Annotated in this window: 16 protein-coding genes; 8 read left to right on the top strand and 8 right to left on the bottom strand. The window is 62.1% G+C overall.

What is annotated here, in order from left to right; genetic code table 11:
• Window positions 1-84 precede the first annotated feature (84 nt).
• Window positions 85-1185, top strand: coding sequence for a hypothetical protein (locus FZP69_RS14490; RefSeq protein ID WP_152042113.1), 1101 nt, complete (start codon window positions 85-87; stop codon window positions 1183-1185).
• Between the two features lie 143 nt (window positions 1186-1328).
• The gene (locus FZP69_RS14485) at window positions 1329-1679 is read left to right on the top strand and encodes a hypothetical protein (protein ID WP_152042112.1); all 351 of its coding nucleotides are present in this window, start codon (window positions 1329-1331) and stop codon (window positions 1677-1679) included.
• Between the two features lie 131 nt (window positions 1680-1810).
• Here the strand turns inward: FZP69_RS14485 and FZP69_RS14480 are convergent, their stop codons facing one another.
• From FZP69_RS14480 to FZP69_RS23275, 3 genes are all read right to left on the bottom strand, one after another.
• Complete coding sequence (locus FZP69_RS14480; protein ID WP_152042111.1) at window positions 1811-2146, bottom strand: ArsR/SmtB family transcription factor; 336 nt, start codon at window positions 2144-2146, stop codon at window positions 1811-1813.
• 175 nt (window positions 2147-2321) lie between these two features.
• The gene (locus FZP69_RS14475) at window positions 2322-3029 is read right to left on the bottom strand and encodes a helix-turn-helix domain-containing protein (protein WP_152042110.1); all 708 of its coding nucleotides are present in this window, start codon (window positions 3027-3029) and stop codon (window positions 2322-2324) included.
• Window positions 3026-3157: a hypothetical protein gene (locus tag FZP69_RS23275; RefSeq protein ID WP_275689367.1), complete on the bottom strand. Its 132-nt coding sequence runs from the start codon at window positions 3155-3157 to the stop codon at window positions 3026-3028. Before FZP69_RS23275 ends, FZP69_RS14475 begins: the two co-directional genes overlap by 4 nt.
• A 312-nt stretch (window positions 3158-3469) precedes the next feature.
• Here FZP69_RS23275 and FZP69_RS14470 point away from each other — a divergent pair, with 312 nt between their 5' ends.
• From FZP69_RS14470 to FZP69_RS14455, 4 genes are all read left to right on the top strand, one after another.
• Window positions 3470-3757, top strand: a complete 288-nt coding sequence (locus tag FZP69_RS14470; RefSeq protein WP_152042109.1) for a hypothetical protein — start codon at window positions 3470-3472, stop codon at window positions 3755-3757.
• Window positions 3758-3940: 183 nt separating this feature from the next.
• Window positions 3941-4582: a metal-dependent hydrolase gene (locus tag FZP69_RS14465; RefSeq protein ID WP_152042108.1), complete on the top strand. Its 642-nt coding sequence runs from the start codon at window positions 3941-3943 to the stop codon at window positions 4580-4582.
• A 531-nt stretch (window positions 4583-5113) separates the two neighbouring features.
• Window positions 5114-5587 carry a hypothetical protein gene (locus FZP69_RS14460; RefSeq protein ID WP_152042107.1) on the top strand — a complete coding sequence of 158 codons (474 nt, stop codon included), beginning with the start codon at window positions 5114-5116 and terminating at the stop codon, window positions 5585-5587.
• 224 nt (window positions 5588-5811) lie between these two features.
• A complete protein-coding gene (locus FZP69_RS14455) occupies window positions 5812-6936 on the top strand; it encodes a TrmB family transcriptional regulator (protein ID WP_152042106.1) in 1125 nt (374 codons plus the stop codon).
• A gap of 127 nt (window positions 6937-7063) precedes the next feature.
• Here FZP69_RS14455 and FZP69_RS14450 read toward each other — a convergent pair whose 3' ends face one another.
• From FZP69_RS14450 to FZP69_RS14440, 3 genes are all read right to left on the bottom strand, one after another.
• The gene (locus FZP69_RS14450) at window positions 7064-7342 is read right to left on the bottom strand and encodes a hypothetical protein (protein ID WP_152042105.1); all 279 of its coding nucleotides are present in this window, start codon (window positions 7340-7342) and stop codon (window positions 7064-7066) included.
• A gap of 392 nt (window positions 7343-7734) precedes the next feature.
• A complete protein-coding gene (locus FZP69_RS14445) occupies window positions 7735-8910 on the bottom strand; it encodes an isochorismatase family protein (RefSeq protein ID WP_152042104.1) in 1176 nt (391 codons plus the stop codon).
• Window positions 8911-8937: 27 nt separating this feature from the next.
• Window positions 8938-9261 (bottom strand): winged helix-turn-helix transcriptional regulator, encoded by a 324-nt coding sequence (locus FZP69_RS14440; RefSeq protein WP_152042103.1) that lies wholly within the window; start codon window positions 9259-9261, stop codon window positions 8938-8940.
• Between the two features lie 941 nt (window positions 9262-10202).
• Between FZP69_RS14440 and FZP69_RS14435 the strand changes: the two genes are divergently transcribed.
• Complete coding sequence (locus tag FZP69_RS14435) at window positions 10203-10967, top strand: SDR family NAD(P)-dependent oxidoreductase (RefSeq protein ID WP_152042102.1); 765 nt, start codon at window positions 10203-10205, stop codon at window positions 10965-10967.
• 316 nt (window positions 10968-11283) lie between these two features.
• Complete coding sequence (locus tag FZP69_RS14430; protein ID WP_152042101.1) at window positions 11284-12912, top strand: hypothetical protein; 1629 nt, start codon at window positions 11284-11286, stop codon at window positions 12910-12912.
• 80 nt (window positions 12913-12992) lie between these two features.
• Here the strand turns inward: FZP69_RS14430 and FZP69_RS14425 are convergent, their stop codons facing one another.
• Both FZP69_RS14425 and FZP69_RS14420 read right to left on the bottom strand, forming a co-directional pair.
• Complete coding sequence (locus tag FZP69_RS14425) at window positions 12993-13808, bottom strand: hypothetical protein (protein WP_152042100.1); 816 nt, start codon at window positions 13806-13808, stop codon at window positions 12993-12995.
• Window positions 13809-14079: 271 nt separating this feature from the next.
• Window positions 14080-14901 carry a hypothetical protein gene (locus FZP69_RS14420; protein ID WP_152042099.1) on the bottom strand — a complete coding sequence of 274 codons (822 nt, stop codon included), beginning with the start codon at window positions 14899-14901 and terminating at the stop codon, window positions 14080-14082.
• Window positions 14902-15190 lie beyond the last annotated feature (289 nt).

Below are 15190 nucleotides of genomic sequence, written 5' to 3'. Positions count from 1 at the left end.
CCTTTATATTCGCTTTATACCTGAGTTATCACTGTAGATATTCGGGACGGCGGATTTTTCAACGATAGCGGTCGATAGCCGTCTATGATGCCGACAATCGGAGCAGACGCGTCGGCCCTGCTGGGACTCGTGACTGAGAATCAGCTCTTCGTCGCCCGGCCACCGTGGTGGCCGACGGCGCTCCCTTCACCGGAGGTGACGGTCGCCATCCTGCTCGGAATGCTCGTCTTCGCCGCCGTCACCGCGGTTCTCGTCGTCCGCATCGTCGTCCCCGGTGGCGTGCAGGTCGGTCGCGTCCTCACGCGGATCTGGCGGCGCATCACCCCCGAGAGCACGTTCGGGAAGGTGATGATCACCTTTTCGATCCTGCTCCTCGTCGTCTCGGGGGCCACGATGTTCACGCTCGTCGACGCGAAGGGAGCCATCGAGAACGTCAACTCCGGGCCCGGCGACACCACCGAGGTGGACGGTGACGTCATCGGCTACGTTGACGGGAGCGTGGCCGACAGGCCGGTCGTCCCTCGTCCGAGTCCCGACCGGGACGGCGACCGACTCCGCGACGACTGGGAACGGGCGGGTGAGACGCCCGACGGGGTGCCGCTCCCCGACGCGAGCGTCGGTCGAAAAGACGTCTACCTCCAGGTCCTGTACGGCAGCGAGATCGAACCCCTCGACAGCGCCGAGCGGCGCGAACTGCAGCGGATCTGGGCGGAGATGCCCGTCGAGAATCCCGACGGATCGACCGGCATCAGCCTCCACTTCGTCGACGAACGCCGACTCGACAGCGAGGTGAAGACGACCTCCCCGGAGGGGATCGTCCTCGACCGGTACGACCGCGCCCACCTGGGCCGGGCGAAGTGCGTCTACTACCAGACCACGTTCGGCGACTTCGACGGGTCGGCCCGCGGCGGCTACGCGATCGTCGGCGAGTACGTCTCGGTCGTCGACGGGACGAAGACGACGGTCCGAGACGGGCGGACGGACCGGACCGTCGTGCTGACGCACGAACTCCTCCACAACACGGCCGGACTCGTCGAGTGGCGGACCCACACGGACGAAGGGTGGCTCTCGACGAACGACCTCCGACGCAACGATCACCTCTCGCCCACGACCGCGGCGTCGCTCGAGTCCGGCTTCGTGCGCTACGCCTACGAGGACCAGCCCACCTGCCCCACCAGGGGATAGCGGTCGGCGCTGCGAGTCGTCATTTGCGATCCACACTCCGCACGCGATACTCGGTGATTCGTCGCTCCTCGCGTCTTCAGACGCCGAAGCTCTCCACGGGTTTTAGTCGTCTCCGCGCCCACACGTTCGACTGGACGATGTCCGTGCCAACCGGTTCGGACGCGTCGACTGACGCCGAGGCATCGTCGCGCAAACCGACCGACTCCGACGACCAGACCACCTCCGCTGACGCGAGTGACACGGCACTGCCCGGGCGGTCCGCGGACACGACCGACTCCTCCGACTCGGTCCTCGAGACGGCGACGGACTGGGCCCAGCACTGGAAGTCCATGGGTCTCATCGCGTTCTCGCTCGCCGTCGTCGGCTGGGCGGCGTTCCTCCAGCCCGAGACCTCTCCGAAGGGGTACATCCCGATCTTCCTGGGGTTCGCCGCCATCGCCGTCGGCTACGTCTACCTCGACGAGGAGTCACAGATCCGCCTGTCGTCCGGGTAACCACGACGATCCACGGCCGCGCGGTCGACGAAGCCACGCGTCCCGAGGGCGACTGGGAGCGTGCCGGATTGGTCCCCGATGCGCACACGCCCTGAACTGGATGCCGTCCCCCGACTGGCACGCTCCCCGCTTCACTCGTCCGGCAGGTCCACGTCGCCGACGGGATCTCGTCGGAGCGTGAGATCGACCGTGAATCCACCCTCCTCGATGCTGATGTGGGCGTCCTCCAGCCGACACTCGTAGCTCTTGTAGTGGTTCCCCTCCTCGTCGTACTCCGTGTGGACCCCCACGAGGTCGTACTCTTCGAGCGAGTCGAGCCGCCGGTAGACGGTCGGCTGCGACGCCGAACACCGTGCTGCGATCTCCTCCGCCGAGAGCCGTTCGAGGCTCGTCAGCACCAGGATCTCGCGGACGAGTTCGTTCCCCAGCAGGTCGAACACCGTCTCGGCTTCCCACGCTCTGCTCACGGTGGGCGTTCACGCGATGGGCGAATAAATAACGTCGGGCGTGGCGGGAGGGACGCGTCCCCTGAGACCGTGCCAGTCGGCATCCCCACGCGTCCGGAACCACCACGGGCTCTCGTCTCGCTCCCGTTCGATCGAGGCGTCTTCACGAACTGAAGTCGCCGCCACCGTCGACGAGTTACGCCAGCGTCCGGAGGTCGGCGAGCAGTTCGTCGAGCTCCCGCGTCGACACCGCGAGCGAGAAGCCGTCGATGGTCGCCAGGGTGGCCGCGTGTTCCCACAGGTCCTCGTCGGAGAGGCCGTGGAGCACGACCGCGTTCGGCGTGGGGTTCACCACGCGGAGGGCGACCAGCGGTGACTCGCCCCGGGTGACGTTCGTGAACACGAGCACGCGGTTGGTGGACTCGCCGTAGAGGCGGTAGAACTCCTCGCTCGAGAGGCGCGTGATCGCCTCGATGCTGTCGATGACGGTGTGGCCGCTCACGCGGTCGGTGTCGCCGCGGACGACCTCCGTCGCACCCATCGCCTCGTACACCCGGGCGAGACGGATCGCCGTGGGGTACTCGCGGAGGTCCTGTACGATGTCGCTCTCGAACCCCGCGCCGACGACCCGGGCGTACTGCCTGATGCGTGATCCGCCGCGGGCCTCGTCGATGTCGAGGAGTGCGTTCACGATCCGACTGACGACGCCGATCCCCGGGCTCTCGCGTCGCCCCGACTCGTAGTCCGAGATCACCGACGAGGAGACGTCGAGGTAGTCGGCGAGCGTCGTCTGCGAGACGTCGAAGTCGGTCCGCCACTTGCGGAGGGTCGCACCGGGGTCGTCGCTGAGCGTGATCTCACCGGCGACCCGGCGGGCGAGGTCGGCCCGGGGACCGTCAGTCACGACGACTCCCCCGCCACCACGTCGGCCCGCCCCACGGTCGTGACCGTCCGGTGGGCACGTCGACACATCGGAGCCGTCACCGACGACCGTTCGTCGCACGCGTCTTCGTCGCTGTCCACGGGCGGCATCTCCTCACTGTCCGACGAGTGGACACAAAACCGTACCGAAACCCACGTTTGACGGCCGCCGACGTCGCTCGGTCTGCCGCGTGCCTGGGCCCGACACTGGCACGTGGGCCGGGTCGGCGTCTGACGCGTCGCCCGACCGGTCGGTGGCCGACTCCGGATCACGTGCGACTCCGCACCGCGAGTGACCGCGGCCGCGCTCGCCCCCGTCTCCGCCGCTCCGCTCCAAAATATAAGGTGCTATTACGGATACCGTGACGCCCGACCACATTTAGGGAAACGCACTTTGAATACCATGACAATTTGTCGCCAACCATGCTAGAGTGCGACGATTGTGGCGACGACGTCGACCGCGTCCTTCGGTACCGTGCGTACGCCGGAACGACGACGCACCGGACGACCCGCTGGCTGTGCCGCGACTGTCACCCGGTCGTCCCGGAGAGAGCCGCGTCCGGCTCGTCGTCGGATCCGGCGTCGAAGCGGGGAACCGGACGCGCCGTCACCGACGGCGGTGTGGCGACGGCGTGCCCCGACTGCGCCGCGACCACGGTCAACGTCCACGGGATCCGGGACTGCGTGGCGTGCCATTGGCGGAGTCACTGACGCCGACGGGTGGTGCGCAGTTCGACCGAGTGAGTCGATCCGTCTCCGCCCACCAGCTCGTGTCCACTTTCGCTTCCGTCGCCTGACGGTCGGCGCTGGGATCGTACCCTGTCCCGTCGTCCTCAGTCGCGTCTCGCGGACGGCCGGGCGAACGCTCAAGCCACGGCCGGACCGAGTACGGGTATGCCATCGACACTCGTCCACGTCGCGATCGGCGGGCTCGTCGGCGCGGCACTCCTCACCACCGACTTCGACGCGCGAGCGGTCGCCGTCGTCCTCGCGGCGACCGCCGTCCCCGACCTCGACGCCTTCGCCGGAATCGTGCTTCCGGGGGCTCATCGATCGTTGCTCCACGGCTTCTTATTCCCGGCGGTCGTCGGCCTCCTGCTGTGGGTCGACACGGTTCGGCCGGCGTCGATGCTCCGCGGTCGGTTCGGGGATCGCGGCGTCCGCGTCGCGTGGGTCTCGCTCGCCGCGATGGTGTTCGGCGGGATCCTCCCCGACCTGTTCACCAACGGCGTGAACGTCTTCTACCCCGTGGTCGACGCGTTCTATACCGTCGACGGGCGGCTCCTCCTCTCCGACCAGCGGGGGCTCGTCCAGACGTTCGTCGAACTCCAGCCGCCCGAACCGTCCAGACAGTCCACCCCACAGCCCTCGACGAAGACGGTCCACTACAGTACCCCCGTCGATCCCTCGCCGGGGAAGGAGCCGAAGGACGTCGAACGGATCGCGCCAGTGATCCAGGCCGGGTGGGAGCTGATGCTCGTCCTCGTGAGCACCGCGGTCGTCTCGTTCCGGCTCTGGGACGCCCGGCGGCGCTGACCGACCGACCGCTCTCGTCGTCGCGTGTGTCTCTCTCGTGAGCCGTGAGGACGACAGGTGGGACGACCCCCCGTGACACGAGACCAGCCCCAGCGTCCGAGGTTGCGAATCGGCCCGATCCTGTGCACGACCCTCGACGTTCAGGGGTCGACCTCCAGTCGGAACGAGTCTCAGGCGTCGACAGAGGCGATCCGCTCACTGGGGGAGACTGAACCCGTGCCTGTCTCGGCCGAAGACGTCTGCGATCGAGAGTGACGCCGCTGGTCGTTCGCTGATCGTCCGCCGGGGAGTATCCGAGTACTCCGAGTCGTCAGTTCGGTACCGCTCTGAAGCGACCCCGCCGTGATCCGCAGCCTTGCCCGATACTCGAAGAGTTCGAGCGACGCCTGCACGGGGACGGTGCAGCACTCGGCCGATATCGGACGAGAGAGGAGGTACCGTCGCGCGTACTGTCTGATATACTACCATTTCCGGAGTAGTCTCGCTGAATCGAGCGGGACGGCGGTGTTCTCACATCGATTCGCACCCACTATGCCAATCCTCATCGTTCACCCGGTCGACGCGGAACCCGCGGGCGGATTCACGCGACCCATCTCATCGCACGCGCTCTCTGACGAGGTCGTCGTCCTCTCGACCGTGTCAGAGGCGTCGTTCGGGGATCGCCGGTCCGTGTATCGAGATCTCCCCGACGTACACGTCGAGTACTCGATCGAGCACGCCGAGGCTGCAGCACGGCGTGCCGCGCAGGCGTTCGTCTCGACAGCACTGGCCCCTCTCGGCGTCGAGGCGACGATACTCGGTCGCGTCGGTGACCCACTCTGCGTGGCCGCCGCCGTCGCGAAGGCGTACGACGTCGACGCGCTGTACTTCACCGACAGGCGGTCACGACTCCGCCGATGGTACCGGCGCTGGCGTCTCACCCGACTCGGCTTCGATGGAGTCGTGTACCAGCACTCACCGAGTACGACACCGCTTCTGCCCGTCGACGCCGAAGAGATGCCATGAGCGTCGTCGAGACGTATCGAGGGGTACCACTGCGGATACTCCGTACCGGTCGGGGTACTCCCACCGTTATACCCGCCAGCGTCCTCCGAACGACCGGTCAATGGACGACACACACGTAGTCCGACCCCGGGAGGTTCTCAGCCCGCCTTTCGCTCGTACGAGCACGGCCACTCGGCCATCGGTCGCGGAGGTGAAGATATGACCGACGGGAGCCTACGCTCATCATGAACACGGAGTCGCTCGTGGAGACCCTCCGCGACGCCGGACTGTCGCCGTACCAGGCGGAAGCGTATGTGACGTTGCTCGGACGCGGGAGTCTCTCGGCACAGGAACTCGCGAAGGCGAGTAGCGTCCCCGCACCACGGATCTACGACGTCCTCGACGCGCTCGAAGCGGAGGGGTACGTCGTCACCTACGAACGGGATCAACTGTACGCGGAAGCGCTCGATCCCGAGGATGGACTGCAGCGTCTCGTCGCACGAGTCGACCAGTTCGAAGCGGCGATCGACGAGATCAACACACGCTGGGTCCAGCCGTCCCCGGACTCGATCGATATCGGCGTGGTAAAACAGTTCCAGACGGTCCTCGCGCGGACCAAAGAACGGATCGTCGACGCGGACCACCAGATCCTTCTCGCCCTCACACCGGACAACTATCACGCGGTGGAGTCGGTGTTGCGGTCGGCGTATCGACGCGGAGTCTCGGTGCAGGTCGCGCTTCACTCCTCGGCGGCGTTCACCCCGTCCGATGGTCTCTTCGAGGGCGTCTGTTCCGAGGTCCGGTTCGGTGCGACCCCCTGCATGTACGAGCCGTTCCTCGCGATCATCGACGGTCACGACGTCTGCTTCGCACCGTTCAACCGGGACACTACTCGTGACCGGTTCGGCGACTCGAGCGCGTCCCTCGAACCGCAGTACGGTATCGTCGTCGTGGACCCCGTCACTGCCTACGTGTACGAGTGGTACTTCTTGGCTGCGCTCTGGGAGCCGTCGGATCGTGTCTTCTCGGCGCGCAGTGACCGCCCCCCGATCGAGTTCGTCGACGTCCGCGAACTCATCCGGGCCGTCGACCCGTTGCTTCGAGAGGACGCAGTCGTCACCGTCACCGTCGAGGGACGCCGCGTCTCGAGTGGGCGACACGACCGGTTCTCGGGGCAGATCACCTCCGTCCGGACGGACACCTCCGAATCGCCGAACGGGGAACCGACCCGGTCGCTACTCACCCGGGAGGCCGAGATCGTCGTGGAGACGGAGGGCTCGACCGTCACCGTCGGGGGGAAAGGTGCAGTGAACGAGGACGTCGAGGCCGCTCGGGTCATCATCACCGACATCGTCGAACGGACCGAGTAGCACCCACCCCTGTCGAATCTTTCAGTGGCTGAAGGGAAACGTCGTGCTGGATACAGAGGTGTACTTGGCGGACCGACCGTCGGGAACGGTCGAGCCAGGGGTACCCTGCGGATCGAACAGATGGAGTTCATCGATCGTCTCTGAAGAGACCCCGAATCCGGTTGAGTCCACCCCTGTAAAAGAACGCGTAGCTCCCGAGGAACCCGAGGACGTACGAAAGCACGAGATACGAATTGATCCCGACCGGGATCGAACCGGCAATCGCGAACAACACCGGTACTGCGGAGTCCCGAAAGAGAACGAACGTCGATATCACGGAGAACAGAACAGTGGAAAGCGCGACTCCTGAAAGCACGAACGCGCCCGCTCGGAGGGAAATTTTCCCTATCGCTCTCCTCTCCGGCATAGTCGGTCAACGACAGTAGGCCTCACGCGGTTGTTACTCTTCGGTCGAACGAGACGCCTTCTGTATCCACCACAGCTGGGAACACAGATCACTATCGAAGTCTCAACGGGATCGGACTCAAAAATACGCTGGCGTCTCCTATCCGGTTCCCGCACCGATAGCCACGCCTGCGATGTACCACCACCTCGTCCCGCTCTTGCGCTCTGTCTTCTTCTCCTCGGCTGCTGGGGTGTGTGACCATCCCATGAACACCGTCGGTCGTTCTCGAAGATAAGTATTATCAATTATTTTAACTATTGGCGTTGTACTCGCCGCTCCCGTACAACGGGCGTAGTAATCGATAGCCATCGAGTGGTCGACCAACGAGAGCGCGGGCAGTGAGCCGGATCGGTTCAGTCTTCGAGCTGCTCGCACAGCTCTTCGGTCTCTATCAGGGATGCCCCGAGCGCGGCGAGGCTCGTCGTCTCGATCCAGTGCGCTTCCGTCCCCGCGACCTCGAGTCCATCGTCACCGACGAAGTCGTACCCCGCGGTCGCGTCCTCGACGATAAGCACGTCGTAGCCCCGCTCGAGTGCGGTTCGCGCCGAGCCGGCGACCGCCTCCTGGAGCGGGACCCCGACGAACACCAGTTGTTCGATGCCACGCGACCGAAGGATGTCGTCGAGTTTCGTGCGTACGAAGGCGTCCGCTGTCGCTGCCTCGATGGTGGGTTCGTCGGCCACCGGTCGAACGGTAGATCCCTGCAAAACAGGATCGTCCGGAAGAAAACGAGGTGGATGAGCCGTGTGGAGGACGAGCCGGCCACGTGCACGCCACGCGTCGACGAGCCGTTCGATCTGCAGCTCTGCCTGATTGTTGTTTCGGTCCCCGAACTCCGCCGCTGGATACTCCTCTCGAACGTTGACGACGACGAGCGCCGCGGCCGTCGGGTGAATGGAGGGTGTCGGAAGCGGCGGTGCCTGAACGAAATCGGCCTCACCCACCGAATCAGTGTACAGTGCAGTGAGGTACTCGGAGACCAGCGACTCGTACGACTCCGTCACTACCCCCCGTACGGAGGTGACTGTCGCACCGAGCCGGTCGAGTGTCGCGAGCGTCAGTGCGTGGACGTCCTGTGGAGGCGAACAGGCGCCGTCTCGAGTCCTGGTTCGACCGGCGAACATCGTATCGGCGACGACCGTGACCTCGTATCCGCGGGTCAGCGCGGACCGGGCGGTCGATGCGACCTCGTGGTTCGTCCGTCCGCCACAGAGAACGAGTCGACGGATGCCTCGCGCCTCGAGTTGCTCGACGAGCGCAGTATCGGACAGGACGTCGTAGCCGTGAGCGTGAAACGGGAGAACGTCGTCGAACTCGCCGCCCTCCGGCTGCAGGTCGTCGAAGCCGGCCTCGCCGCGCAGGCGAACGGCGACCGTGTACCAGTGTCGATGTTTCCCCTCGGAGACGACACACGCGGTGTCGGACGACTGGTCGAGGACGGAGGAGCCCGCGTTTTCCGAGGGGAAGACGAGAACTGCAGTCTCCCCGTCCAGTGCGGTCTGTCGCGTGGTTCTGCTGTGTTCGTGCATGGTTACCCACCGGAGGCCGGATGCAGCTCACTCATCGTCGGAAAGCGGCCGCAGTTGTTCGACCTGCCTGAGGATCTCCGCGAGCTCCTCACCGGTCTCCGTCAGTGAGTACCTCGTCGACGGAGGGCTCGTGTCGAGGACCTCCCGCTCGAGGATCCCTTCCGACTCGAGCTGCTTGAGCCGCCGCGAGAGCATCGTCGCGGTGATCCCGTCGAGCTCTCGTTTGATCTCGTTGAACCCGTGGTCGTCGATGAGGAGGAGTCGGATGACGTGGAACGTCCACTTGCAGCTGAGGACCGACCACAGACCGTGCCACTCACGCTTCCAGTCCAGATCTTCGTACTCACACATCTCTCGGCTCACTCCTCCTCCTGTCGCTCCGGGTGTACTGACGACTACTCGTGGAACCTGGCCGGGTCATGGGAGTATGCTGTCTCGTGTGGCGATAAATATTATCAATGATTTGAACAACGCTCGTGGTAAACGCGAACAGTGCCTGGCAGTGGCTCGAAGTCCCGAGCGACTGAAACCCCGACGACCAGAATCGGAGCGGGTTCGCTACGGCCGACGAGCGCGTCGACACGATGAGGAGCCTGCTCGCGAGATCGGAGTGGGACGGGACGCGAATCGAATCCCGCCAGACAGTTCTGACCACGATTCGAGCCTCGAACCGCATCGATATAACTCATGCAATACCGGGGCGGAGAGGTGGTATCGTGGGCGGTACTACCTCGAACCGAACGTCAGATCGGAGTGGTAGTCGTGCGTACGAGCCGTCGGTGGTCACCCACGGTCCATCGGCGTTCATCCACCGCTAATCGGTTGTCACCGACGATCCATTGGTCACCGTTGACACGGTTTATCGCCTCCACACGATCACCACCGCGTCGCAGTCGGCACACCTGTAGTAGTAGGTCATTCCGTTCGTCGACACGAGACTCAGAGCCTCCCGTGGATGCGAACAGTCGCCACTCCCGCCGATTGCGTTCATGCCCGGTCCGTACGAGCCTCCGGATTCGGTCGCGTTCGACACACCCGAGAGGACGATCGCTAATGACATATATCAGACAGTACCTCGGAACGGAGGTCGTACCTCGAAACGTACCCCGAGGAAGATCGGCGAGTCCCGCCCGTAGTCGGTCTCACACGGGGAACGTGTTCTCTATCTCGCGGCCACCTCCCGTTCGCAGATGCGCTGCACACCCGTGCGCGACGCCGGTCACGGCGCTGACCCGACGACGCTCGTGCCCCCGAGAACGCTTTTGCCACTCGCTGTCATGGGGCTTACTGCGATGTCAAACAGATTCGAGGACGTGGCTGCGGTGGTAACCGGCGGCGCGTCGGGTAACGGCCGAGCGATCGCAACCCGGCTCGCGAGTGAAGGTGCCAGCGTGACCATCGCCGACGTTCGGGAGGACCCGCGGCTGGGTGGCACACCGACACACGAGCGGATCACCCAGCGCGGCGGAGAGGCGCAGTTCGTCGAGTGTGACGTGCAGTCGATCGGGGATATCCGCGACACGGTCGCTCGGACCGTCGACGCGTTCGGGTCCCTCGACGTGATGGTCAACAACGCCGGCATCGACCGAAAGCTCCCCGTCGAAGACGTCTCACTGGACGACTTCGAGTCGTTGTGTGGTATCAACCTGAACGGGGTCTACTTCGGCTGTCAGGCCGCTATCGACGTGATGCGGGACCAGCCCGATGGCGGGTGTATCATCAACATCTCCTCGATCGCGGGATTGTACGGGTTCCGCGACACCTCGATGTACTGCGCCACGAAAGGGGGCGTGACGAACCTCACGAAAGCGCTCGCGGTCGAAGTCGCGGCCGATGGGATCAGGGTGAACGCGATCAACCCGGGGATCATCGAGACCGCGGCGACGGTCGAAGACGAGGATACGGCCGACGAATTCGCTGACGCCGTTCCGCTGGGACGGATCGGCCAACCCGAGGATGTGGGGAACGTCGCGGCGTTCCTGGCGAGCGAGGACGCCTCGTACGTGACCGGTCACAATCTCGTCGTCGACGGGGGAATCGTCGCCAGCCCCACGTGACGCACGAGGGCGACGACGCCGTGGCATGACTGCCGGGCGACAACCGTCGATAAGGACGGGTGGACCGTCGCTTCCGTTGACCGTAGACGCCAACCGGCGCCCCGCACTACATCAAGATCAATAAATCGGCCCGGTGAATCAGCAGGCCCACATTCAGCAGACTGAACGACTTCGGTACGGACTCGGATAACGATTCAACGGTCGGAAGAATTCTCGATACGGTAGCTTGCACCGCGCAGTTCATCTCTGGTGCCAGTCCCGTAACAGAACTACCACCGACATTGAAATACAAAGGCTTGTAAACTACTAGACTCGAATGACCATCGCGATCAGGCGATGGCTCAGAATGCCAGAATTCTGGGTCGGTGGAGCTTCGATTCTTGACCTCCTCACTGGCTCTTGGGGAGACTTCCTCGTTCCACTGATCTCCCTCTGGGGAGGTGTGGTTGGTTCTCAAATAGTCACAGCGGCGACGACCTGGCTGGTGTTTGCGGTCGTGTTCTACACGTTTGCACCGCTGGCATACGGCTCTGGTGCTGTCCTTGCCAAGATAGACCGAGAGTTTAAAACGATATTCGCTGGGGGTGCGGTAGTACATGGCGTGGTGTTCGAGTATATCGTTCGTGACTCGATAGGGGTTGGTGTCGTTGTACTGATCGTGGCCTACCTCACCACTAGCTGGTTGCTCGTGTGGTATCTCTCGTTCGTCCGTGGATGGACAGTGCTGAATCCACGCGGGCGGTTACCGGAGCTGGTGGACCGGATTCTGCCGGCACAAGATGTGATCGGCGAGATCGAGGCTGAGCTCGAACGAGACGGCCTCTGTGGCCTTCTTGCTGCCGCACTGTTTCTGACGGTAGGTGGAATGCTGCTAGCCCTCCCCGTGGCACTGAGCGGGCTACTATCAAGCATTCTTATTTCAGCGTATCCGTTTCCCGATCTCGTATTTTTCGGGTGGGCACTGGCAAGCGCGGTTTTCTCTCGACTCTCGATCGGACCGAGCGAAGACCGGATTCGAGCACTAAGATTCGACATCGAGAAGTTTCTGGTGGGTACCTTAGAGAACGCACTGCGGAGCTTTGAGGGGCTACTGCTGATCTCGCTTGGGTTTATGGGTATACTGTTTTCTGGGACACTCTTGACGCTTCTCCCGGCGTTGTGGCTGAACGTGATCGAGGCAGTCCCCTCACTCCCTGCGACTCTCCTGCAACATGATATTGAAGCACTGCTAGCCTTCTGGTATCTGCTCGGGATTGCGGTAATGGTGCCGGTGATGGGTTTACTCGCCTTCTGGGCCTGGATTCGAGAATTTCGGCGGCTCCCGTACTTCTTGGACGAGCGGGAGGAGCGCGACACGACGGACGGCGAGCCACCCTCCCGGGTACCAGGGGTGACCATCTTCCCAAGCGTGGGAGTCTTGGCCGTGCTGGGAACCGGAGTGCTCGTCAGCACACCGGAGTACCGACTGCTTGGTTTGGTCGCGTTCGCACTCCTTTGGCCACTCGTCGTAGGCCTCGGCTGGGTGATCGCACGGCGAACACGCCGCGTCGACGATCAATCTGTGACGCATGAGCATTACTGGATTGTCGGGAGTTTCGTCTTCCAATTTGTTGTAATCCCAGCGGCAGCACAAGTGGCTCGCATGCGCTCGCAGTCAGTTAACTCAGCGAACGAGTGGCTTGACCTCCTTGCAGCCCCTCTCGGTCTCCTAGTCCTACTCGCACTGATGAGTGGCTTCGTCGTCCTGAACCGATACGAGACGCGGGACGGAACGGCAGACAACTGGACTACTTGGTATATCATCCTTGCGGGCAGCATTTGCTTGCTCTCGTTCCCGATCATTCCCGCGAGATACCGATTTGCGTTTGCGATATTGGGCATCCTCGGTTTCGGAGGCGGTGGACTCATGCTGTTTGTACGGCGACTACGCGAGGGAGCGGTCTGATCGAACGAAGAGACCGTGAACCCGGATCGACGATGGTGACTCGTGCCGCTGCTGGCGGCCCCGTGAGCAGTCTGCAACACTCAACGGGCGTCCGGGGCCGTGTTGTCCTCGTGTGCCGCTTTGACGGATCGGATATAGAACGTCGCCCAGAGGACGACCCCACACACAAACCCGATTGTGCCCAGTGGGAGTCGCATCCAATCCGGGATCGGATTGCTGAGATACGGGGTTAAAACGACAGTTAGATTCGAGAAACCAGCCGGACTGTGCAGGAACGCTCCAGCCGTCGCAATCATAAGACCGATTGCGGCGATCCAAGAGATCCGGTGTGCGAAGTTCCGGAAGTCGTACGCCAATTCGGCCATGGTGAGGAAGAACATCCCCAGCCAGAAACGTTCGACCACGGCACGCGTCCCGCCGGTGTTGAACAGAACCACCACGGTAATACTCGCACCGGTGTAGACTACAATCGTTCCTGAGACGAGAAGCAGGATCGCCCGCTGTCGTATCGATGACACGATGTGACCGACGATCTGGTTAACGGTTCTTCCAGAGCCTGATGACCCTGATAGCACGCTATTGATTAGCTTTTGTCCCAACTGTGCAGCAACCGCCCCTTGAATGAGGCGACCACCGATGAAGGTCATCAGCGCGAACAGCAACGTCAACTGCTGTGCGTGGATCGTCTGATAACCAGCTCCCCCGATACTCACCGTGAAAAACACGCTCACAGCTAGCATCACTGGTCGGTTGTACTCCGCCCAGTGTCCGAAGTACCCGTAGAGGATTTCGTCTATCAGTCCAACGAGCAGCAGAAAGAATCCAGCAGCCATCGCCACTGGCGGGAGCCATGGGGGCAGCACCTCAATGAAAGCCGAGATTTGGAACGGGATCATTCGTCTATTCGGGGGGTTCTGATCAACTCCCTGATGGCGATTACGCTGAGTGCGACGGGCGCTGCGAACGCCACCAACGTGAGGATCCATCTAAGACTTGATTGGAGTGGTGGCAGCTGAAGAAGACCAGCAAAAAAGAAGATCGAGATCAGAACCACCGATACGGGCGTGCGCTGGAGGTGATTCTCGTGATGGGCGACAATATACAGGAGGGTCACGACACCACCGGCAAAAAAAGACGACCAGGCGAGATTGATCATCGGCATGTGGCTCATTGCTGTCGATTTTGTCGATTCTCCCACAGTTTCACGATCAACAACACGATTCCAATAGTTGAGACGGCGACCAGCGCCTCAACCGCGAGAAGGCTTCTGATCACTCGAACAAGGATTCCGTCATCTACGGTCGGCGTCAAACGTGAGCCTGATCGATCGTTGACCTGAGCAGGGGCACCGGTCGATGTCGTCCTGTCTACAGTAACTTTCGGTGTTGGCGATGCCGTTGCTGTCGGCGTGGGACGGGAGGTTTCGGTCGGGGTTTGAGTAGGGGTCGGGGTTGGTGTATCTACATTTATCGTCACTGAGTCAATAATGAAACCGTCTGGATATTCGACACTGGCGTCGATGGTGGTTGACCCTGATAACGGGTCTTCGAGTTCGAATATTATATATGGCTCGACAGACGATCTATTGGGATTAAAAAAATCACCAAGCCACCCCGAACATCTAAACGGGCCTGGAGGTGTCCAAGCTAAATTATCATTGTGTCCACCGACAATCCCCCAACTTTCCGGTATTCCTTCACAATTAAATGGGTTAATTGTAAAACTCTCGTACGACTCGTACGATTCAGCATCCGGATCGGTGAACGAGAAAGAAACCCTAAATCTCTCACCCGGTTCGACAGTTTGTTTGTCGGTTCTAGCTTCGAACGTCGCTGAATCTGCGGAGATATCTGGACTATCTCCGAAAGATTGTCTCCGTGTGTGATCGATCGGTTGTTGAGTGTTGGGTCTCTGTGGATCAAGCGATACGTTCGTTCCTGAGAGGGTGAACATGCCTAATATGTCACGACGTGAAATTTCCGGGTTCATGTTGAATCGTATGTTGACTATTTTGTATACCCGTCACAATCGTTGCCAGTCGTTGTAGTATGAACAATTGAACACTCACTTTGGTTAGTGAACTGTCATAGAAGATATTAAATGTGACCACGGTCAGACTTAGAATCGCCTTGACCGGTGTTCAACCGTTGAGCGCTTGGTGCGACCTTAGACGTGTTTAGTGGGTGCGAACAGATCAAGAGATTCGGGACAGTTTGCTGACTGCCCACTCATGAGGTGTATAAGTCGTTGATGTGCACGTTGATGCGCACGTTGAACT

It is taken from the genome of Salinigranum salinum, from assembly GCF_009176545.1.
In the GTDB taxonomy this organism is placed as follows: Archaea; Halobacteriota; Halobacteria; order Halobacteriales; family Haloferacaceae; genus Salinigranum; species Salinigranum salinum.
The sequence above is the reverse complement of the archived record's forward strand: the minus strand, read 5'-3'. Positions and strand labels throughout refer to the sequence as shown.

Excerpts from the sequence above, each read along its gene's own strand:
- FZP69_RS14490 (WP_152042113.1), top strand. The coding sequence starts at position 85 with ATGATGCCGACAATCGGAGCAGACGCGTCGGCCCTGCTGGGACTCGTG.
- FZP69_RS23275 (WP_275689367.1), bottom strand. The coding sequence starts at position 3,157 with ATGCCGCCCGTGGACAGCGACGAAGACGCGTGCGACGAACGGTCGTCG.
- FZP69_RS14470 (WP_152042109.1), top strand. The coding sequence starts at position 3,470 with ATGCTAGAGTGCGACGATTGTGGCGACGACGTCGACCGCGTCCTTCGG.
- FZP69_RS14465 (WP_152042108.1), top strand. The coding sequence starts at position 3,941 with ATGCCATCGACACTCGTCCACGTCGCGATCGGCGGGCTCGTCGGCGCG.
- FZP69_RS14460 (WP_152042107.1), top strand. The coding sequence starts at position 5,114 with ATGCCAATCCTCATCGTTCACCCGGTCGACGCGGAACCCGCGGGCGGA.
- FZP69_RS14455 (WP_152042106.1), top strand. The coding sequence starts at position 5,812 with ATGAACACGGAGTCGCTCGTGGAGACCCTCCGCGACGCCGGACTGTCG.
- FZP69_RS14450 (WP_152042105.1), bottom strand. The coding sequence starts at position 7,342 with ATGCCGGAGAGGAGAGCGATAGGGAAAATTTCCCTCCGAGCGGGCGCG.
- FZP69_RS14445 (WP_152042104.1), bottom strand. The coding sequence starts at position 8,910 with ATGCACGAACACAGCAGAACCACGCGACAGACCGCACTGGACGGGGAG.
- FZP69_RS14440 (WP_152042103.1), bottom strand. The coding sequence starts at position 9,261 with ATGTGTGAGTACGAAGATCTGGACTGGAAGCGTGAGTGGCACGGTCTG.
- FZP69_RS14435 (WP_152042102.1), top strand. The coding sequence starts at position 10,203 with ATGTCAAACAGATTCGAGGACGTGGCTGCGGTGGTAACCGGCGGCGCG.
- FZP69_RS14430 (WP_152042101.1), top strand. The coding sequence starts at position 11,284 with ATGACCATCGCGATCAGGCGATGGCTCAGAATGCCAGAATTCTGGGTC.
- FZP69_RS14425 (WP_152042100.1), bottom strand. The coding sequence starts at position 13,808 with ATGATCCCGTTCCAAATCTCGGCTTTCATTGAGGTGCTGCCCCCATGG.
- FZP69_RS14420 (WP_152042099.1), bottom strand. The coding sequence starts at position 14,901 with ATGAACCCGGAAATTTCACGTCGTGACATATTAGGCATGTTCACCCTC.